The following is a 19651-nucleotide window of genomic DNA, read 5'->3' on the forward strand; positions in this document are numbered from 1 at the left end:
ATGTTAAAAAGAAAATCATTTTCGGCCTTTCTCATCAGTGCTGCGGTATTTTCATCTGTGTTCTTGCCATCTTTTCATGCGAACGCCCAATCTGCCGTTATTGAAGCGAAAACCGTCAATAGTACGAAAGAATACGCGACGTCTGATATTGAAGTCACATACAAGCCGAATGCGCTGCTTGCCGTCGGCGCCGTTGAATTTCAATTTCCTGACGGGTTCAACGCCACTGTGAGGGACTCTGTAAACGGAAGAACACTGAAAGAAACGCAAATTCTCAACTACGGAAAAACGGTCAGACTTCCGCTTACCCTTGACTTATTGGGCGCGTCTGAATACAATCTCGTCCTAGTGCGTAAAAACCTTCCGCGCGCGGGCGCGTATACAATTAAAGGCGATTACGTAAACGGTTTGGGGGCCGGCAGTCTTTATGCCGAAACAAAGCTGGTTATTGACCCGCGTTAATCGGGGATGAAAGAGGCTGACAACAGCCTCTTTTTTTTTATGCGCAAAAAACCTGGCATGAATCTTGCATATAAAAAAGGGCGTAACGACAATGTGAAAGGGATTGATGGGTTTTGGTGTAAAAGCGCTTACATTTTGTTCTGCCGGTAATTGAAGCTTACACGTAAAATACGATGAGGTGATAAAACATGTCAGCCAACCCGATTTCTAAAAGCAATCAGAAAGATGAAGAAAAAGAAGTTCTTAATTTGTTCTTGTCAACACAATCGATCATAAAAGAGGCCCTGCGAAAACTGGGGTACCCTGACAATATGTATGAACTGATGAAAGAGCCGATGCGGCTTTTGACCGTCCGCATCCCTGTCAAAATGGACAATGGCTCAGTACAGGTTTTCACGGGCTACCGCTCACAGCATAATGACGCAGTCGGCCCGACAAAAGGGGGCGTGCGGTTTCATCCGGAAGTCAGTGAAGAAGAGGTTAAGGCGCTTTCCATCTGGATGACTTTAAAATGCGGCATCACAAATCTTCCTTACGGGGGCGGAAAAGGCGGCATCATCTGTGATCCTCGGACGATGTCATTCGGAGAGCTGGAACGGCTGAGCCGCGGATATGTGCGTGCGATCAGCCAGATCGTCGGTCCGACAAAGGATATTCCGGCTCCCGACGTATATACCAACTCGCAGATTATGGCATGGATGATGGACGAATACAGCCGCCTGAGAGAATTTGATTCACCGGGATTCATTACGGGCAAACCGATTGTTCTCGGCGGTTCACAGGGGCGGGAAACGGCGACCGCGCAAGGCGTCACGATTTGTATTGAGGAAGCCGTTAAGAAAAAAGGGATTCCATTGGAAAATGCGCGGATCATCATTCAGGGGTTCGGAAATGCGGGGAGCTTTCTCGCTAAATTTATGCATGACGCCGGCGCCAAGGTGATCGGCATCTCAGACGCCCACGGCGCTTTGTATGACCCTGACGGCCTTGACATTGATTACCTGCTGGATAAGCGGGACAGCTTTGGCACGGTGACGAATCTCTTCTCGGATGTCATAACGAACCGGGAGCTGCTGGAAAAGGACTGTGATATTCTCGTGCCCGCTGCAATCTCCAATCAGATTACGGCTGAAAACGCCCATCACATTAAAGCTTCAATCATTGTGGAGGCGGCAAACGGCCCGACAACGATAGATGCCACGAAAATTCTGAATGAAAGAGGCGTGCTTCTCGTGCCGGATATTTTGGCAAGCGCCGGCGGCGTGACGGTGTCTTATTTTGAATGGGTGCAAAATAATCAAGGCTTTTACTGGTCTGAGGAGGAAGTCGCCGGAAAACTGCGCAGCGTCATGGTGAATTCGTTTGAATCCATTTATCAGACAGCGCATATCCACAAAGTCGATATGCGTTTGGCCGCCTATATGACGGGCATCAGAAAGTCGGCTGAAGCGGCCCGGTTCCGCGGCTGGGTATAAGTGTTATCCGCAAAGAGATTTTGCATCAGTTATATAGCGGATCGCAAAATTTCTTTGCGTTTTCAGATTACAGCTGACAGATTAGGACACGCTTCGTCCGCTTTCGGCAAAGATTTTCTTATTTTTATCACAAATTGCTATGCTGGTATGCTTCTTGCATCTTCATAAAGCGTGAGCACACATTACAAAATACGGGGAGGAATTCTAATGACAGTTTCATACGCACACGAACCATTTACAAATTTTCAGGAAGAGACAAATAAACAATCGTTTCAGGAAGCGCTGGCTTATGTGAATTCACAGCTCGGCAAGCATTATCCGCTTATCATCAACGGTGAAGCGATTGAAACGGATAAAAAGATCATTTCCGTCAATCCGGCAGATAAAAAAGAAGTGATCGGTTCTGTATCGGCCGCCGGAAAAGAACTTGCGGAAAAGGCCATGCAGGCTGCGCTGCAGGCATTTCAAACATGGAAAAAAGTACGGCCGGAACACCGCGCGAATGTGCTGTTTAAAGCGGCGGCGATCATCCGCAGAAGAAAGCACGAATTCTCCGCATATCTAGTGAAAGAAGCGGGAAAACCGTGGAAGGAAGCGGATGCGGATACGGCGGAAGCGATCGACTTTTTAGAGTATTACGCCCGTCAGATGCTGAAACTGAAAGACGGTTCCCCTGTAAAGAGCCGTGACGGAGAATATAATCAGTATCACTATGAGCCGCTTGGGGTGGGGATCGTCATCTCTCCATTCAACTTCCCGCTTGCGATTATGGCGGGAACGGCGGCGGCAGCCATCGTAACAGGCAACACGATACTGCTGAAACCGGCGGATGCGGCGCCTGTCGTGGCGGCGAAATTCGTTGAAGTGATGAAAGAAGCGGGCCTGCCGGACGGCGTGCTCCAATTCATACCGGGCGACGGAGGAGAAATCGGCGACTATCTGGTTGAGCATCCGAAGACGAGATTTGTGTCGTTTACAGGTTCCCGCGCGGTCGGATGCCGCATCTATGAACGCGCCGCAAAAGTACAGCCGGGCCAAAAGTGGCTGAAACGGGTCATTGCCGAAATGGGAGGGAAAGATACGGTGCTTGTAGACAGAGATGCTGATCTTGATCTTGCCGCTTCCTCAATCGTGTATTCCGCCTTCGGATTCTCAGGCCAAAAATGTTCAGCCGGTTCCCGTGCGGTCATCCATCAGGACGTCTATGATGAAGTTGTTGAAAAAGCCGTCGCTTTAACAAAATCACTCACCGTCGGAAGTCCGGAAGATTTTGATACATACATGGGGCCAGTCATCCACGAAGCATCTTATAATAAAGTCATGAGTTATATCGAAATCGGCAAAACAGAAGGAAAACTCCTGACGGGAGGCGAAGGTGATGATTCAAAAGGATACTTTATTCAGCCGACCATTTTTGCGGATGTTGATGAAAACGCCCGCCTGATGCAGGAGGAAATTTTCGGGCCGGTCGTCGCGATCTCAAAAGCCCGTGATTTCGACCATATGCTTGAGATTGCCAATAATACCGATTACGGACTGACGGGCGCTCTGTTATCGAAAACCCGCGCGCACATTGAACGCGCCCGCGAAGATTTTCACGTCGGGAATCTATACTTCAACCGCGGATGTACGGGAGCAATTGTCGGATACCAGCCGTTCGGCGGCTTCAATATGTCAGGAACCGATTCAAAAGCCGGAGGACCTGACTATCTGATTCTTCATATGCAGGCAAAAACAACGTCTGAAGCCTATTAATCTTTCGGAAATAGCGCGATGAAAAAGAGAGTCGCGCTATTTTCTCTATATGAGGGTAAGGAGGATGGAATATGTATCAGCAGCTCAGCAAAATGCTTCCGGAGGAGAAAATAGAAGCCATTACGAAATCACTGGTGGCGTTAAACAGCATCAACGGCACATTGGGAGAAGGAAAAAAAGCCGACTATATCAAAGATATGATCAAGAGCTTTCCCTACTTTCAGGAGAATCCGTCACATGTGTGGGAGCAGGCGATTCCTGAGGACCCTTACGGCCGCAAAAATATTTTCGCATTTATTGAGGGAAACGGCGAAAGCCTGAATACGGTCATTTATCACGCTCATCTTGATACGGTCGGCATCGAGGATTTCGGCCCTTTAAAAGATATCGCTTTTGATTCCGACCGTCTCGCGGAGTATTTCTCAAACTATGAATTTGATCGGGATGTGCAGCGGGACGCCCGCTCAGGCGAGTGGATGTTCGGAAGGGGTTCGGTTGATATGCAGAGCGGTATTGCCGTTCATCTCGCCAATCTGCTTCACTTTTCTGAACGGCGTGATCAGCTGCCGGGCCATATTCTGTTCATGGCAAACCCGGATGAAGAAAGCCAGCATTCCGGCATTTTAACCAGCATTTCTGAATTAAAACGGCTGAAACAAGAAAAGCAGCTTCGTTATTTAGCAGCGATTAATAACGATTTTATCACCCCGCTGTATGAGGGTGACACGACAAGGTACATCTACACGGGCGCGGCAGGGAAGCTTTTGCCTTGCTTTGCGATTTACGGGCGGGAGGTGCATGTCGGTGATACGCTGTCCGGCATCGATCCGAATTTGATCGCGTCAGAAATCACCAGAAGAATTCACAACAATATTCATATGGCGGAAAACATTGAAGGGGAGCTTGTGCTTCCGCCGACCTGCCTGTACCAGCGTGACAACAAGGAAGCGTATAACGTGCAGACCGCCGTCAGCAGCTATGTCTATTTTAATTATTTTATTTACGAGAAAACCGCCAAAGAAGTCATGGATCAGCTGACCGCCGTGGCTGACGAAGCCTGCAAAGAGACAGAACGAAAATTATCTGATTATTACGACGAATACTGTGAGAGAACGAGCCTGCCGAAAAAAGAGATGTCATGGAACGTTCAAGTGTACAGTCTGGAAGATTACCTGAAAAGGCTGAGAAGCCGCGGGATAGACCCTGCACAGTGTATCGGGCAGGCATTTAAAACATATGAACATCTTGAACTGCGGATGAGATGCTTTAAAGCCGTCGAGGAACTGCAAAAACTCGATCCTGAGCAGGGAGCCAAGGTCATTATTTTCTATGCGCCGCCTTACCTTCCGCACAATTATCTGAAAGAAGAGAGCACACGGGACCGGCTTTTGCAGCATGTCATTCAAGAAGCGGTCGATAAAACAGCGGCGTCAACCGGAGAAACATTCGCCTTTAAAAAGTTTTTCCCTTATTTAGCGGACGGAAGCTTTTTATCGCTGCATGAAACAGACGAGGAGGTCTCCGCCTTTACCGATAATTTTCCGGGCTGGGATGTCATAGGGACGATTCCTTTTAAAGAAATCAGGGAATTGAATATTCCGTCGGTCAATATAGGGGTATACGGAAAGGACGGCCATAAATGGACGGAACGCGTGTACAAGCCGTACACATTCCATGTGCTGCCGGAACTCATTCAGCAGACGACAATGCACCTTTTGCACAGCTACCGATTAGACATACGCACAAATGGCTGACATAACGGAATAAGGGGGATGTATATGCAGGGAGATACCAATCAAACTGAATTGCAGCGCACGATGAAGGGCCGGCATTTGTTTATGATCGCCCTCGGCGGCGTGATCGGGACGGGGCTTTTTCTGGGCTCCGGTTTTACGATCAGTGAAGCGGGACCGATCGGCGCGATATTGGCTTATGTGATCGGCGGATTTTTAATGTATCTGGTGATGCTTTGTTTGGGGGAGCTCGCGGTCGCCATGCCGGTCGCAGGATCATTTCAAGCGTATGCGGCAAAGTTTCTCGGGCCGTCGACGGGTTTTACGATCGGATGGATGTACGCATTCAGCTGGGCCAATACAGTGGGGCTTGAACTGACGTCGGCGGGGATTTTAATGCAGCGGTGGTTTCCGGCCGTTCCGATTTGGGTGTGGTGCCTTGTATTCGGCGTCGTCATTTTTTCCATTAACGCGCTGTCTGCACGGAGTTTTGCGGAAATGGAATTTTGGTTTTCCAGCATTAAGGTCATGGCCATTGTATTGTTTATTATTCTCGGCTGCGCTGCGGTATTCGGCTTTGTCGGTTTTAACGGCGGGCAGACGGCTCCGTATCTGTCAAACTTTACGACGGACAAAGGGCTTTTCCCGAACGGTGCCCAAGCCGTGCTGTTTACCCTTGTCATGGTGAATTTTTCATTCCAGGGCACCGAGCTGATCGGAATCGCCTCGGGAGAAAGCGAAAATCCGGAAAAGACGCTTCCCCGCTCAATCCGAAACGTCATATGGCGGACGCTGTTTTTCTTCGTGCTGGCGATGTTTGTTCTCGTGTCCATTTTGCCGTACCAAACGGCAGGCGTCATCGAAAGCCCGTTTGTGGCTGTGCTGGATAAAATCGGCGTTCCCTATGCGGCTGATATCATGAACTTTGTCATTCTGACCGCCATGCTGTCGGTGGCGAATTCCGGGCTGTACGCTTCATCCAGAATGATGTGGTCCCTATCAAAAACTAAGATGGGCCCCGCTTCCTTAACGAAACTGACGAAAAAAGGCGTGCCTCTGAAAGCTCTTTCCATCACCATCGCTATCTCCGGTTTATCCCTGCTGACAAGTGTATTCGCGGCTGAAACGGTGTATGTGTGGCTCATTTCCATCTCCGGTATGATTACCGTCGTCGCGTGGATGTCAATCTGCGCTTCACAATTCGTTTTCCGGAGACGCTTTCTCGCTGAAGGAGGAAATCTGAAAGACCTGGCATTTAAAACGCCGCTTTATCCGATCGTGCCGATTCTCGGATTTTCGATTTACGGGCTTATCTTAATCAGTCTCATCTTTATCCCCGACCAGCGTATCGGTCTGTACTGCGGCGTCCCGCTGATGATCATCTGTTACGCGTATTATCACTTCGGTATTAAAAAACGCCTGAAGCGTGAGCAGGCTTCTTCGGAAAAAGGCGCTGCCGGATAAGAAAAAAAGCCCTCCGCAAAAAGCGGCGGGCTTTACTTTGTTTTTCGTTTGGCCGACAGGACATAGGATAGAACGGCAAAGAACTCAAAACCGAAAATGCTGACGGCCATCGGCCAGGCATTTTCTTCTCCGGCAATACCGACCAGGGGAGCGGCAGCCGCACCGCCGATAAAGGGCAGGAGTCCGAGAAGAGCTGCAGCGCTTCCCGCGCCTTTCTCCTGTTTCTGCATAGCCAGAGAAAATCCCGTCGTCGTGACGATCCCGACAGAAGAAACAATGATGAATAATGAAATGCAGACCGCCGTCAGGCCTAAACCAAACGCAAGTGATAAAAGCAAAGCGATGCTTCCGATGACGGCGATCAACAGCCCGGAGACAAACAGCTTCCGTTCATCATGTGTTTTGGCCATCCGTCCGGTGATTTGGGTTGCGCATATGATTCCCGCACCGTTTACGGCGAACAGCAGGCTGAACATTTGCGCCGATACGCCGTAGATGTTTTGCAGTACAAACGGCGACCCGGCAATATATGCGAACATGCCGGTCATCACAAATGCCTGGCTGAGCGCAAATCCCATAAACATCCGGTCGCCAAGCAGGCCCCGAAACGTCATCAGCGTCTCCCGGAGTCCGCCGCTTGTCCGCTTTTCCGGCGGGAGTGATTCAGGCAACGCCGTAAGCACGGCGGCAGAAATGATACAGCCGATCACCGCCAGCACGACAAATACGATTTTCCAGCCGGCGAACTGAAGGATAAATCCCCCTGTAATCGGCGCTAAAATCGGCGCCGCCCCATTGACGAGCATCAGTAATGAGAAAAAAGCCGTCAATTCTTTTCCGGAATACATATCGCGTGCGGAAGCCCGTGCGATGACGATTCCGGCCGCCCCGGTGAATCCTTGAATAAACCTCATGACAATTAAAAACGAAACAGAAGGGCTGAAGGCGCATAATAAAGAAGACAGCGTATAAAGCAGCAATGACAGAATGAGCGGCTTCCGGCGCCCGATCATATCACTGAGCGGCCCGACAACGATCTGCCCGACCGCCAGCCCCAAAAGACAAAACGTCAGGCTCAGCTGCGCAAGTGACGCTGTCGTATGAAGATCGGCCGCCACTTCAGGCAAAGCGGGCAGATACATATCGAGCGAAAGCGGCCCGAATGAAGCGAGCGTTCCGAGAATCAGTACCATGCCGAGGCCTGCGCGGGCGGCCTTTGAATCAGTGTTATTCATTCCATGACCCCCACCTTAACAAATGATTCTATCACTATAGCATAACCGGACGGCGTATTTTATATCATTTATTGAATACAAACTAAATATTTTATTTAAAATCTGAATGTAAATAAAAAAACAGAATTAGTTTTCATGTGAAATGTAAAATGAAACATAAGGATGCTAAACTATAAAACAACAAAAGGTAGAAAAGTTTTACGGAAGAGGTGTTCAAAGAGCATGAACAGCAAACAAACCGATCACATCGAAACGAAACGCCGATTTCCGATCTGTCTCGCGCTTGCTTTGACATTAGGCGTATTTGCCGCCGGTTCTGAAGAGCTGGTGATTTCTCCGCTGCTTCCGGATTTAGCGCGGGCTTTCAGCTCGGATGTCAGTGTGCTGGCGCTTTCCATCAGTATTTACGGAGTGATGATTTTTATCGGCGCGCCGCTTCTCGTTCCGCTGGGAGATAAATATTCCCGGGAACTCAGCCTGATGACGGGGCTGCTTATATTTACGGCCGGCACGGTGATCTGCGCGTTGGCGCACAATCTCTTTTTCTTCTTTCTGGGCAGGGCGCTTTCCGGGCTTGCGGCGGGTGCGTTTGTGCCGACAGCTTATGCGGTGGTCGGCGACCGTGTGCCTTATGCGTACCGCGGCAAGGTGATGGGCCTGATCGTGTCAAGCTGGTCGCTCGCTTTGATTTTCGGCGTTCCGATCGGCTCTTTTATCGGCGGCGTTTTAAATTGGCGGTGGACGTTTTGGATTTTCGCCCTCATGTCTGTCCTCGTTGCTTCGCTCATTTTCATTGAGGCGCGCCGCAGCACGGCGGATGGGGATAAAACAGAAGAGGAAAACGGACGGCAGGCAGGCACTTTCCGGGATGCGCTGAAGGTGCCCCGTGTCCCTGTATACCTCACGATCACTTTTTGCAACATGATCGGTTTTTACGGCATGTATTCCTTTCTCGGCACCTATCTTCACCGCGTGCTGCCGGGGGGGAATACAGCTTCAGGGCTGCTGATCATGGTGTATGGAATCGGTTTTTCCATGAGCGTGTTCACCGGAAAAATCGCAGATAAGGCGGGGAAAATGCGCTCTTTGATCGCGGCATTGGCCGTGATCAGCATATGGCTTTCCTGTCTCGCCTATGCGCCGTCATCAATGCCGTTTTTGGTCATCGGGTTATTCGTCTGGGGATTGATGCAAAGCCTGACGGTGACCTTGCTCAGCACCATTTTAAGTGATTGCTCACAGAGCCGCCGGGGCAAAATCATGGCATTTTACAGCCTGGCGTCCAATTTGGCCGTCACCTTGGGTTCTGCTGTCATGGGTCCGGTCTATGTCGGATACGGATATGCAGCTGTTGGATTTATCTGTGCGGCCGTCACCCTCATCGGCTTTGTCCTCAGCGTTTTCGCATACAGAAGGTATGGGAAATATGAGCATCAGGCCGACCAATCATTGTATCGGTAAAATAAAGTTTCTATAATTTTGTAAATGTTAATTTTTAGCACCCTATTTCATAGGGTGTTTTCTAATATATAGGAATAATTATCAATATTTTCAAATAATATTGACAGCTTGAACGTCTATGGATAATATTTACTTAAAATTTAACAGATTGGTTGGTGCTCATGATTATATTGGATAATAGCATTCAAACGAAAAGCAAGGCTTATTCAATATCTAAACTGATTACGATCAACACGCTCGGTCCTGAAGGGACAAGCAGTGAGTACGCAGCAAAAAACTTCATCACCAATTTTACCCTTCTCCAAGGGGTGAACAGTAAATTATCACTGCATGATACATTTGAATCGTGCATTGAAAAAACGCTTCAAAGTCCGCTGGAATACACAATTGTGCCTCACGCGTATGACGGCATTAAGCACTTCTACATGAGACCGGATCTGCAGCTTCTGCAAATTTTCAGGTGCGACACCCCGATGTACGGCCTGGCTGTCCGGCCCGGTTTTGAATATACGGATGACATGCTTGATCAGACTGTCATCGTATCCCACCCGTCTCCTATCAATTTGATTAAGTATTTTACCCGTAAAGATGTCACGTTTGATCTGGTGAACTCAACGAGCGCAGCCGCGAAAAGAGTGAAGGACGGTTTGTCCGACATCGCGCTGACAAATGAGCTGGCCAGGCAAAAGTACGGCCTTCACTTTGTCAAAACATTTAAAAGCATTCCCATGAGCTGGTCATTATTCGGAAAAGGAGAGATTCATGATGAAAACTGAACAAGATTTGCAGGAACTTTATTTCCCGACGCCTAAATTAATAGAATGGGATAACGGAGTAAGACAATATTCGTCCGTCAGAGGAGATACGGAAGTTCTGCTTTCTTACGTTCCGCCGCATACAAACGTGGAACCGCATCAGCATAAGGAAGTCCAAATCGGCCTTGTCGTTTCCGGCGAGCTGTCCATGACTGTCGGAGATGTCACAAGAAAGATGACAGCGCTGGAATCAGCCTATATCGCGCCTCCTAATGTGCCTCACGGCGCAAGAAATGAGACGGATCAAGAAGTGATCGCCATTGATATTAAACGCCTGAAAGCCGGTGAAACCTACACAAGCCCTGAAGATTATTTTTTGAATATTTTTAAAACGAGAGACTTATTGCCCGGTATGGAAGTCACGTTCTTCGTGGAAGACTGGGTGGAAATCATGCTTGCCAACATTCCGGGCAACGGGGGAGAAATGCCGTTCCATAAACACCGCAATGAACAGATCGGCATCTGCATCGGCGGCGGCTATGATATGACCATTGAAGGCTGCAAAGTGGATATGACATTCGGCACAGCTTATTTCTGCGATCCGAGAGAAGATCACGGCGCCATCAACAGATTTGAAAAAGATTCAAAATCAGTCAATATCTTTTTCCCTCCGCGCTATAACAGAGCAAAAGCGAAAAAATTAGAGGCGAAAGAGTCATGAACCTGACGGATAAAACTGTCCTCATCACAGGGGGCGCATCAGGCATCGGTTATGCCGCGGTTCAGGCGTTTCTGAATCAGCAGGCGAATGTGGTCGTCGCGGATATTGATGAGGCGCAGGGAGAAGCGATGATCAGGAAAGAAAACAATGACAGGCTGCATTTTGTGCAGACGGATATTACAGATGAGCCGGCATGTCAAAACGCCATCCGGTCAGCGGCGGACAAGTTCGGCGGATTGGACGTGTTAATCAATAACGCCGGCATCGAAATTGTCGCCCCGATTCATGAGATGGAGCTGAGCGATTGGAACAAGGTGCTCAACGTCAATCTGACGGGCATGTTTCTTATGAGCAAGCACGCGCTCAAGTATATGCTCAAAAGCGGCAAGGGCAATATCATTAACACGTGCTCCGTCGGAGGAGTCGTTGCATGGCCCGACATTCCCGCATATAACGCATCTAAAGGCGGCGTATTGCAGCTGACGCGTTCGATGGCCGTCGATTACGCCAAACACAACATCCGCGTCAATTGCGTGTGCCCGGGAATCATTGACACACCTTTGAATGAAAAGTCGTTCCTTGAAAACAACGAAGGCACGCTTGAAGAAATCAAAAAAGAAAAAGCGAAAGTCAATCCGCTGCTGAGACTCGGCAAGCCTGAAGAAATAGCGAACGTCATGCTGTTTCTCGCGTCGGATTTATCAAGCTATATGACCGGAAGCGCGATCACCGCAGACGGTGGATACACCGCACAATAGAGAAGGAGTGTTTACATATGGAGAGAAAAACAGTATTGGTTATCGCTGACCTTGGGGGATGCCCGCCGCATATGTTTTACAAAAGCGCAGCCGAAAAATACAACCTCGTCAGCTTTATTCCAAGACCTTTTGCAATTACAGCCTCTCATGCGGCATTAATTGAAAAATACTCGGTCGCGGTCATAAAAGATAAAGACTATTTTAAGAGTCTGGCTGATTTTGAGCATCCCGATTCGATTTACTGGGCTCATGAAGATCATGACAAACCTGAGGAAGAAGTAGTCGAAGAAATCGTCAAGGTGGCCGGCATGTTCGCGGTTGACGCCATTACGACCAACAATGAACTGTTTATCGCTCCGATGGCAAAAGCGTGTGAACGTCTCGGCCTGCGGGGAGCGGGCGTACAGGCCGCTGAAAATGCCAGAGATAAAAACAAAATGAGAGCCGCTTTCAACCGGGCCGGCGTCAAGTCTATCAAAAACAAACGGGTGACGACGCTGGAAGATTTCCGCGCCGCGCTTCAGGAAATCGGAACGCCGCTCATTCTAAAGCCTACATATCTGGCGAGCTCCATCGGCGTGACGCTCATCAAAGAGAGGGAAACGGCAGAAGCCGAATTTAACAGAGTCAATGAATACCTGAAGTCGATTAACGTACCGAAAGCGGTCACGTTTGAAGCGCCGTTTATCGCGGAAGAATTTTTGCAGGGCGAGTATGACGACTGGTACGAAACAAGCGGTTATTCCGACTATATCAGCATAGAAGGCATCATGGCCGACGGAGAATACTTCCCTGTCGCAATTCATGATAAAACACCGCAAATCGGATTCACGGAGACATCGCATATTACGCCGTCCATCCTGGATGATGACGCGAAGCGGAAAATCGTCGAAGCAGCCAAAAAGGCGAATGAAGGACTCGGCCTCGAAAACTGCGCAACACATACAGAGATTAAATTAATGAAAAACCGGGAAGCCGGACTGATTGAATCAGCGGCACGATTTGCGGGCTGGAACATGATTCCGAATATTAAAAAGGTCTTCGGCGTCGATATGGCGCAGCTGTTATTGGATGTTCTCTGTTTCGGAAAAGAAGCCGATCTGCCGAAAGGATTATTGGAGCAGGAGCCATGCTATGTCGCCGACTGCCACTTGTATCCTCAGCATTTCAAAGAAAACGGCCAGCTGCCTGAGACGGCTGTCGATTTCGTCATTGAAAGCATTGACATTCCCGACGGCGTCTTAAAGGGAGACACCGAAATCGTTTCTTTCTCGGCGGCCGAGGCGGGTACATCTGTGGATCTGCGGCTGTTCGAAGCGTTCAACAGCATTGCGGCGTTCGAGCTGAAAGGAAGCAATTCGGGTGACGTGGCCGAATCAATCAAACAAATTCAGCAGCAGGCGAAGCTGACTGCAAAGTATGCGTTACCGGTATGAAACAGCTGAAACCGAACTCTAAGTATTTGCTTTTCGGGCAGGCGCTTTCGTTTATGGGAGACTATTGCGTTCTCCCGGCCCTGCTCATTTTGTCTACATACTATCACGACTACTGGGTGACGTCCGGCGTCATCGCGGTCCGCAGTATTCCGATGGTGTTTCAGCCGTTTTTAGGCGTGCTCGTGGACCGGCTCGACAGGGTGAAAATCATGCTGTGGACGGATGTGATCAGAGGCGTCATCTTTTTGGGGCTGACATTTCTCCCGAAAGGCGAATATCCGCTGCTTTTTCTGGCGCTGCTGTTTGTTTCTTACGGAAGCGGCGTGTTTTTTAACCCGGCACGTCTCGCGGTCATGTCGTCTTTAGAAGCGGATATTAAAAATATCAACACTTTGTTTGCAAAAGCCACGACGATTTCGATTATTGTCGGCGCTGCAGCCGGCGGACTTTTTCTGTTAGGCGGTTCTGTGGAGCTTGCCGTCGCGTTTAACGGGGTGACCTATCTTGTCTCCGCGTTTTTCATCAGCCGCATTAAGCTTCAATACGTGCCGATTCAGTCAGAAAACGTAAGGGAAGCTTTTCAGTCGTTTAAAGAAGGCCTGAAGGAAATCAAAACAAATGCTTTTGTGTTAAACGCCATGTTCACGATGATTACGATGGCGCTTTTGTGGGGTGTCGTCTACAGCTATTTCCCGATTGTCAGCCGCTTTTTAGGCGACGGGGAAATCGGCAATTTCATCCTGACGTTCTGCATCGGCTTCGGCGGCTTTATCGGCGCCGCTCTTGTCAGCAAATGGGGCTTTAACAACAATAAAGGGCTGATGTATTTTACAGTGTTATCGATCGTCTCGCTTGCGCTGTTTTTGTTTACCCCGATTTTCGCCGTGTCAGTCATTGCCGCTATTCTTTTCTTTATCGCAATGGAATACGGTGAAGTGCTGGCGAAGGTCAAAGTTCAGGAGAACGCGGCGAACCAGATTCAGGGCCGGATTTTTTCGGTGGCGGAGGCCTCCATCGGATTGTGCATCGCCGTCGGTTCCATGCTGATCAACATTGTAGACGCGGCAGTCATCATGGCGTTTATCGTCCTTTTGGTCAGCGGGCTGTTTCTGCATACAAAACTGGTCAATAAATCCTTTTCAGAACGGAATAACGAATCAGAGCAAATTCATTTATAAGGAGCCTTTCAGATGGAAATCATACCGTCCGACGTCATCAAGACACTTCCGAAACAGGAATTTTCGCTCGTTTTTCAAAAGGTAAAAGAGATGGAGAAAACGGGAGCCCAGATCATTAATCTCGGGCAGGGGAATCCCGATCTCCCCACACCGCCGCATATCGTTGAAACATTGCGGGAGGCTGCGCTGAATCCTTCGTATCACGGATACGGCCCGTTCAGAGGCTATCCGTTTCTGAAAGAAGCCATCGCGGAATTTTATGAGAGAGAGTACGGGGTATCGGTCAATCCGGAGACAGAAGTCGCGCTGTTCGGCGGAGGGAAAGCTGGTTTGTACGTTTTGACGCAATGCCTGCTGAATCCCGGCGATATCGCCTTAGTCCCGAACCCCGGCTACCCTGAGTATTTATCGGGCATTACAATGGCCAGAGCGGAGCTGCATGAGATGCCGCTTCATCCGGAAAACGGCTATCTGCCGGATTTTGAGCGGATTGATCCCGCCGTCCTGAAAAAAGCCAAGCTGATGTTTTTGAATTACCCGAATAACCCGACGGGCGCGACTGCGGATCAGGCGTTTTATGAAAAAGCGGCAGCGTTTGCAAAAAAACATGACATCCACCTTATTCACGATTTTGCATACGGCGCGTTCGAATTTGATCAGAACCCGGCCAGCTTTCTTCAGGCGAAAGAAGCGAAAACGGTCGGCGCGGAGCTTTATTCATTTTCGAAAACCTTCAATATGGCAGGCTGGAGAATGGCATTTGCCGTGGGGAATGAGAAAATCATTCAGGCGGTCAATGAGTTTCAGGATCACGTCTTCGTCGGCATGTTCGGCGGTCTTCAGCAGGCGGCAGCGGCGGCGCTGTCAGGAAATCCTGAGCATACCGAGCGTCTGAAGCGCACATATAAAGAACGGATTGACTTTTTCACGGTGTTATGTGAAAAGGAATTAGGCTGGAGCATTGAAAAATCGAAAGGGACTTTTTATGTATGGGCTGAAATTCCGAATGAATTCGAGTCTTCACACCAGTTTTCGGACTATCTGCTGGAGCATGCCCATGTTGTCGTGACGCCCGGCGAGATTTTCGGCAGCGGCGGAAAGCGTTATGTCAGAATATCAATGGTGGCCAAGCAGGGCGATTTGAGGGAATTCGTGCTGCGGATTCAAAAGCTCGGTTTGTCCTTTCCTTCATTACAAGAAACATCCCGCTGAGAGCGGGATGTTTTTATTATATGCTTTTCATGCTGCCGCCGTCGGCTGATACTTGCTGTCCGGTAATATAGGAGGCTTCTTCAGAGGCAAGAAAGGCAGCCAGCGCCGCGGTTTCTTCCGCAGTTCCGACACGCTTCATCGGGACGCCTGAGGCAATCCGTTCTTCCGCTTCCGCTTTAGAAATGCCGTTTTGCTTCATGACATTCTTCACGAATTGGTGATAACGGTCTGTGGCGATAAACCCGGGATTCAGACAGTTGACAGTAATGTGAAAAGGCGCAAGCTGAATGGCGATGTTTTTGCTGGCATTAATTAAAGCGGCGTTCATCATGCTGTTGGTAAACATATTGGCGCCGGGTTCTTTCCATAGGTTTCCGACGATATTAATGATTCTGCCGAATTCGTGCTGTTTCATGATTGCTGCGGCCGTCTTCATAGAGTCGATATAGGCGATCGTTTTATTCGTAAAGGTATTTGTCATATCCTCTATATCGCAGTTTTCAAAGGTATCCGGCGAGCCGCCCGGAATGTTGTTGATCAATACATCAAGCCGTCCGCATTGTGATCTGATCTCTTCAAAAATGCCGGCTCTTGTCTTCTGGTCCGACATATCCCCGGCCAGAACGGTGACGCCCGCATCCGGATGTTTGGCGAGGATCTCTTCTTTTACCGATTCGATATTTTCGGGAACTCGTGAATTAATGACGGTATGAAAGCCATTGTCCGCCAGTTTCAGAGCGATCGCTTTGCCGATCCCCTGACTGGCTCCCATAATAAACGCGGTTCGTTTTGACAACTGTCTGCACCCCTTTACCAAAATGGAATCTCCTTTACATCGTAAAAAAAAATGATAAAAATAGCAAATTTTATTTAAATTCCGACAAATAAAAACCCGCCGGACAGGCGGGTGGGTGTTACACGTGCAAAAACTTCGGAAGCGTGTCGAGAGACAAGCGGTTTCCGACAAAAAATGAACCAAATTCGCCGTAGCGCGCGCTGACTTCGTCAAAGCGCATTTCATAAACAAGTTTTTTGAACTGAAGCACATCATCGCTGAAGAGCGTAACGCCCCATTCGTAATCGTCAAAACCGACAGATCCCGTGATAATCTGTTTGACTTTGCCGGCATAGCTCCGTCCGATCAAGCCGTGGCTTCTCATCAGGTTTCTGCGTTCATCCATAGAAAGCATGTACCAGTTGTCATTGCCGCTTCTTCTTTTATCCATCGGATAGAAGCAGACGTATTTCGCTTCGGGCAGCTCAGGATACAGGCGGGCGCGGACATGCGGATTTTCATACGGATCGCCTTCTCCGCTTGCGAGGTAGTTGCTCAGCTCAACCACGGACACGTAAGAATAAGCCGGGATTGTAAATTCAGCAAGCTTTGATTTGTTAAATTCAAGCTCGATTTCGTTCAGCTCTTCCATTGTCGGGCGAAGAATCATCAGCATAAAATCAGCTTTCTGTCCGACGATGCTGTAGATGGTTTGCGAGCCTTTGCCTTCTTTTTGGGCGACACCCCATTTTTCAAGCAGTCCCGTAAATTCGTGAATAATCGACAGGCGCTCATCGCTGGATAACATCTTCCATGACGTCCAGTCCATTGTGCGGAAATCGTGAAGCGCGTACCAGCCGTCAAGCGTTTGGGCGGCTTCGTTCGTTTTTTGCTGCTCACTCATGTATCTTCACTCCTATATCTTTTCATTACATTGATGCCTTCACTATATCACAGTTTAACCGTTTCGGCTGTGGAGAAACCTTGAATAATCCGAAGCCTTGTGTCAGAAACTATGCCGTGAACAAACGGTCAATTAAATTAGTTAGAAAAATAAGATTTCTTTTTGAAAGCGCTATAATAGAAGTTGGTTATTTGAATTTAGCTGGAAGAAGAGTATGCTGTAAAAGTAAGCGTTTTTTGTCAACATAGAGGAGGGTATTTCGTGGCAGATTTATTTACAAAAGTACAAGAAAAAGTCGCAGGAAAAGATGTGAAAATCGTATTTCCTGAAGGGTTGGACGAACGTATCCTGGTTGCGGTCAACAACTTGGCGGGCAACAAGGTATTAAAGCCGATCGTAGTCGGCAATAAAGAAGACATTCAAGCAAAAGCGAAAGAATTAAATCTTACGCTTGACGGCGTGGACATTTTTGACCCGCATACATATGAAGGCATGGAAGAACTCGTTCAGGCTTTCGTAGAACGCCGCAAAGGCAAAGCGACGGAAGAACAGGCCCGCAAAGCTTTGCTGGACGAAAACTATTTCGGCACGATGCTTGTGTACAAAGGTCTCGCAGACGGACTTGTCAGCGGAGCTGCACATTCTACTGCTGATACGGTGCGCCCTGCACTGCAAATCATCAAAACAAAAGAAGGCGTGAAAAAAACATCAGGCGTCTTCATCATGGCCCGCGGTGACGAGCAGTATGTGTTCGCTGATTGCGCGATCAACATTGCTCCTGACAGCCAGGACCTTGCCGAAATCGCCATTGAAAGCGCCAATACGGCTCAAATGTTTGACATTGACCCGCGCGTTGCCATGCTCAGCTTCTCTACAAAAGGATCGGCGAAATCAGACGAGACGGACAAAGTGGCTGAAGCGGTGAAAATTGCGAAGGAAAAAGCGCCTGAGCTTACGCTTGACGGCGAATTCCAATTCGACGCTGCATTTGTGCCGTCTGTCGCGGAGAAAAAAGCGCCGGACTCCGACATTAAAGGAGACGCGAATGTATTTGTATTCCCAAGCCTTGAAGCAGGAAACATCGGCTACAAAATCGCTCAGCGCTTAGGCGGCTTTGAAGCGGTCGGACCGATTCTGCAAGGATTAAATATGCCTGTAAACGATCTTTCCAGAGGATGTAATGCGGAAGACGTCTACAATCTTGCGTTAATTACGGCTGCTCAAGCGCTGTAATCCGCAAAAGCCGGCCTTTACGAGGGCCGGCATTTTTTTATAGAAAGAACGTCACTGCGGCCCAGCCGAACAGGGACAAACAGAGAGAACCGATCAAGCCTGCTGCGAGCGCCCGCCAGCCGTTATGACGAAACGCCGATATATGGACTTTCAAACCGAGACCCGCCATCGCCATGCCGATTAAAACATAAGACACTTGAACAAGAAACGCGGAAAACGAGGCTGAAATAACGCCTGATGTATGGATGGCGCTCATTCCGAGAAATCCGAAGATAAACCAAGGGATGGGGAGCGAAGCGGCAGAAGCCGTCTTTGACTTTCCGCTGCGGCGCGCCCGCATTCCGAGCATGAATGCGGCCGGGACGAGCAGCGCGACCCGGGTCAGTTTGACGATCACCGCCATCTCGACGGCTGCTTTTCCTCCGGCGCTGCCGGCCGCCGCCGCATGCGCCACCTCGTGAAGCGTTGCCCCGCAAAAGGCTCCGTAAGCCGCAGGAGAAAAGCCCAATCCATGATAAGCAAGAGAATATACAACAGTAAAAACGGTTCCTAATAACGAAACGGCGGCCGCGCTGATGGCGGCTGCATTTTCATTTGATCTGATCTGCGGCGCGATCGCGGCAATGGCAGCCGCCCCGCAGATCGCTGTGCCGCAGGCTGTCAGCGTGCTGAGTGTCTGATCTATACGGAACAGCCGGGACAGTCCGTATACAACGGCACCCGCAAACATCATACAGCAGACGGCAATTGCAAATACGTGCCAGCCCGCATGATAGATATCCGCCAGATTCAGTCTCATGCCAAGCAGGATGATGCCTGCTTTCAGCAAGTATTTGCTTGAGAACGCGATCCCCGGCTCTAATGCCGCCCGCTGTCCGAATACGGCGCGCCAGAGCATGCCGATCAGCATTGCAAGGACAAGCATTCCGAGCATTTGCAAAAACGGCAGGCGGCTGACATAGAAAGCCGCAAACGCAATTCCTGCGGTAACTGAAACACCTTTTACCATCTTCATCTCAGTCACTTCCCATTATCTTGATAACTCCACTTTACTGCGGTCTTAATCATTAGTAAAATATATTTATATGATCTAA

At 49.1% G+C, this 19651-nt stretch carries 17 protein-coding genes; 13 read left to right on the forward strand and 4 right to left on the reverse strand.

Annotated features, from left to right (window positions below):
* The 5 genes from bslB (at position 1) to AC3WTF_RS13540 (ending at position 6889) form a co-directional block, all read left to right on the forward strand.
* Entirely contained in the window at positions 1-462 is a 462-nt protein-coding gene (bslB, locus tag AC3WTF_RS13520; RefSeq protein ID WP_022537147.1) for a biofilm surface layer hydrophobin BslB, read from the forward strand.
* Between the two features lie 188 nt (positions 463-650).
* Entirely contained in the window at positions 651-1937 is a 1287-nt protein-coding gene (locus tag AC3WTF_RS13525) for a Glu/Leu/Phe/Val family dehydrogenase (protein ID WP_025285442.1), read from the forward strand.
* Positions 1938-2144: 207 nt separating this feature from the next.
* Complete coding sequence (gene pruA / locus AC3WTF_RS13530; RefSeq protein WP_003150992.1) at positions 2145-3692, forward strand: L-glutamate gamma-semialdehyde dehydrogenase; 1548 nt, start codon at positions 2145-2147, stop codon at positions 3690-3692.
* A 71-nt stretch (positions 3693-3763) separates the two neighbouring features.
* Positions 3764-5446: a M20 family metallopeptidase gene (locus AC3WTF_RS13535; RefSeq protein WP_007407678.1), complete on the forward strand. Its 1683-nt coding sequence runs from the start codon at positions 3764-3766 to the stop codon at positions 5444-5446.
* Positions 5447-5470: 24 nt separating this feature from the next.
* Positions 5471-6889 carry an amino acid permease gene (locus tag AC3WTF_RS13540; RefSeq protein ID WP_047936280.1) on the forward strand — a complete coding sequence of 473 codons (1419 nt, stop codon included), beginning with the start codon at positions 5471-5473 and terminating at the stop codon, positions 6887-6889.
* 32 nt (positions 6890-6921) lie between these two features.
* On the opposite strand, the gene AC3WTF_RS13545 is transcribed toward AC3WTF_RS13540, so the two are convergent.
* Complete coding sequence (locus AC3WTF_RS13545) at positions 6922-8124, reverse strand: multidrug effflux MFS transporter (RefSeq protein ID WP_007407676.1); 1203 nt, start codon at positions 8122-8124, stop codon at positions 6922-6924.
* 222 nt (positions 8125-8346) lie between these two features.
* On the opposite strand from AC3WTF_RS13545, the gene AC3WTF_RS13550 reads away from it, so the two are divergent.
* The 7 genes from AC3WTF_RS13550 (at position 8347) to bacF (ending at position 15645) form a co-directional block, all read left to right on the forward strand.
* Entirely contained in the window at positions 8347-9585 is a 1239-nt protein-coding gene (locus AC3WTF_RS13550) for an MFS transporter (RefSeq protein ID WP_007407675.1), read from the forward strand.
* Positions 9586-9746: 161 nt separating this feature from the next.
* Positions 9747-10361 (forward strand): bacilysin biosynthesis protein BacA, encoded by a 615-nt coding sequence (locus AC3WTF_RS13555; RefSeq protein ID WP_015418458.1) that lies wholly within the window; start codon positions 9747-9749, stop codon positions 10359-10361.
* Positions 10351-11061 carry a 3-((4R)-4-hydroxycyclohexa-1,5-dien-1-yl)-2-oxopropanoate isomerase gene (gene bacB, locus AC3WTF_RS13560; protein ID WP_003151000.1) on the forward strand — a complete coding sequence of 237 codons (711 nt, stop codon included), beginning with the start codon at positions 10351-10353 and terminating at the stop codon, positions 11059-11061. Before AC3WTF_RS13555 ends, bacB begins: the two co-directional genes overlap by 11 nt.
* Positions 11058-11819: a dihydroanticapsin 7-dehydrogenase gene (gene bacC / locus AC3WTF_RS13565; RefSeq protein WP_007407673.1), complete on the forward strand. Its 762-nt coding sequence runs from the start codon at positions 11058-11060 to the stop codon at positions 11817-11819. Before bacB ends, bacC begins: the two co-directional genes overlap by 4 nt.
* A 17-nt stretch (positions 11820-11836) precedes the next feature.
* Positions 11837-13255 (forward strand): alanine--anticapsin ligase, encoded by a 1419-nt coding sequence (gene bacD / locus AC3WTF_RS13570; protein ID WP_007407672.1) that lies wholly within the window; start codon positions 11837-11839, stop codon positions 13253-13255.
* On the forward strand, positions 13252-14433 hold the full coding sequence (bacE, locus tag AC3WTF_RS13575; RefSeq protein WP_007407671.1) for a bacilysin exporter BacE: 1182 nt from the start codon (positions 13252-13254) through the stop codon (positions 14431-14433). Before bacD ends, bacE begins: the two co-directional genes overlap by 4 nt.
* A 12-nt stretch (positions 14434-14445) precedes the next feature.
* The gene (bacF, locus tag AC3WTF_RS13580) at positions 14446-15645 is read left to right on the forward strand and encodes a transaminase BacF (protein WP_007407670.1); all 1200 of its coding nucleotides are present in this window, start codon (positions 14446-14448) and stop codon (positions 15643-15645) included.
* A gap of 16 nt (positions 15646-15661) precedes the next feature.
* Here bacF and bacG read toward each other — a convergent pair whose 3' ends face one another.
* Both bacG and hemQ read right to left on the reverse strand, forming a co-directional pair.
* Positions 15662-16441, reverse strand: coding sequence for an NADPH-dependent reductase BacG (gene bacG, locus AC3WTF_RS13585; protein ID WP_007407669.1), 780 nt, complete (start codon positions 16439-16441; stop codon positions 15662-15664).
* Positions 16442-16559: 118 nt separating this feature from the next.
* The gene (gene hemQ, locus AC3WTF_RS13590) at positions 16560-17324 is read right to left on the reverse strand and encodes a hydrogen peroxide-dependent heme synthase (RefSeq protein WP_003151011.1); all 765 of its coding nucleotides are present in this window, start codon (positions 17322-17324) and stop codon (positions 16560-16562) included.
* Positions 17325-17585: 261 nt separating this feature from the next.
* Here hemQ and pta point away from each other — a divergent pair, with 261 nt between their 5' ends.
* A complete protein-coding gene (pta, locus tag AC3WTF_RS13595; RefSeq protein ID WP_003151012.1) occupies positions 17586-18557 on the forward strand; it encodes a phosphate acetyltransferase in 972 nt (323 codons plus the stop codon).
* 37 nt (positions 18558-18594) lie between these two features.
* On the opposite strand, the gene AC3WTF_RS13600 is transcribed toward pta, so the two are convergent.
* Positions 18595-19572 carry a YeiH family protein gene (locus AC3WTF_RS13600; RefSeq protein WP_015240790.1) on the reverse strand — a complete coding sequence of 326 codons (978 nt, stop codon included), beginning with the start codon at positions 19570-19572 and terminating at the stop codon, positions 18595-18597.
* Between the last annotated feature and the right edge of the window lie 79 nt (positions 19573-19651).

Source organism: Bacillus sp. EB106-06-01-XG163 (assembly GCF_058791615.1).

Coding starts and splice junctions, on each gene's coding strand:
- AC3WTF_RS13550 (WP_007407675.1), top strand. CDS start 8,347: ATGAACAGCAAACAAACCGATCACATCGAAACGAAACGCCGATTTCCG.
- bslB (WP_022537147.1), top strand. CDS start 1: ATGTTAAAAAGAAAATCATTTTCGGCCTTTCTCATCAGTGCTGCGGTA.
- AC3WTF_RS13545 (WP_007407676.1), bottom strand. CDS start 8,124: ATGAATAACACTGATTCAAAGGCCGCCCGCGCAGGCCTCGGCATGGTA.
- bacE (WP_007407671.1), top strand. CDS start 13,252: ATGAAACAGCTGAAACCGAACTCTAAGTATTTGCTTTTCGGGCAGGCG.
- AC3WTF_RS13600 (WP_015240790.1), bottom strand. CDS start 19,572: ATGAAGATGGTAAAAGGTGTTTCAGTTACCGCAGGAATTGCGTTTGCG.
- bacC (WP_007407673.1), top strand. CDS start 11,058: ATGAACCTGACGGATAAAACTGTCCTCATCACAGGGGGCGCATCAGGC.
- bacF (WP_007407670.1), top strand. CDS start 14,446: ATGGAAATCATACCGTCCGACGTCATCAAGACACTTCCGAAACAGGAA.
- bacB (WP_003151000.1), top strand. CDS start 10,351: ATGAAAACTGAACAAGATTTGCAGGAACTTTATTTCCCGACGCCTAAA.
- hemQ (WP_003151011.1), bottom strand. CDS start 17,324: ATGAGTGAGCAGCAAAAAACGAACGAAGCCGCCCAAACGCTTGACGGC.
- AC3WTF_RS13535 (WP_007407678.1), top strand. CDS start 3,764: ATGTATCAGCAGCTCAGCAAAATGCTTCCGGAGGAGAAAATAGAAGCC.
- AC3WTF_RS13525 (WP_025285442.1), top strand. CDS start 651: ATGTCAGCCAACCCGATTTCTAAAAGCAATCAGAAAGATGAAGAAAAA.
- AC3WTF_RS13555 (WP_015418458.1), top strand. CDS start 9,747: ATGATTATATTGGATAATAGCATTCAAACGAAAAGCAAGGCTTATTCA.
- AC3WTF_RS13540 (WP_047936280.1), top strand. CDS start 5,471: ATGCAGGGAGATACCAATCAAACTGAATTGCAGCGCACGATGAAGGGC.
- pruA (WP_003150992.1), top strand. CDS start 2,145: ATGACAGTTTCATACGCACACGAACCATTTACAAATTTTCAGGAAGAG.
- bacD (WP_007407672.1), top strand. CDS start 11,837: ATGGAGAGAAAAACAGTATTGGTTATCGCTGACCTTGGGGGATGCCCG.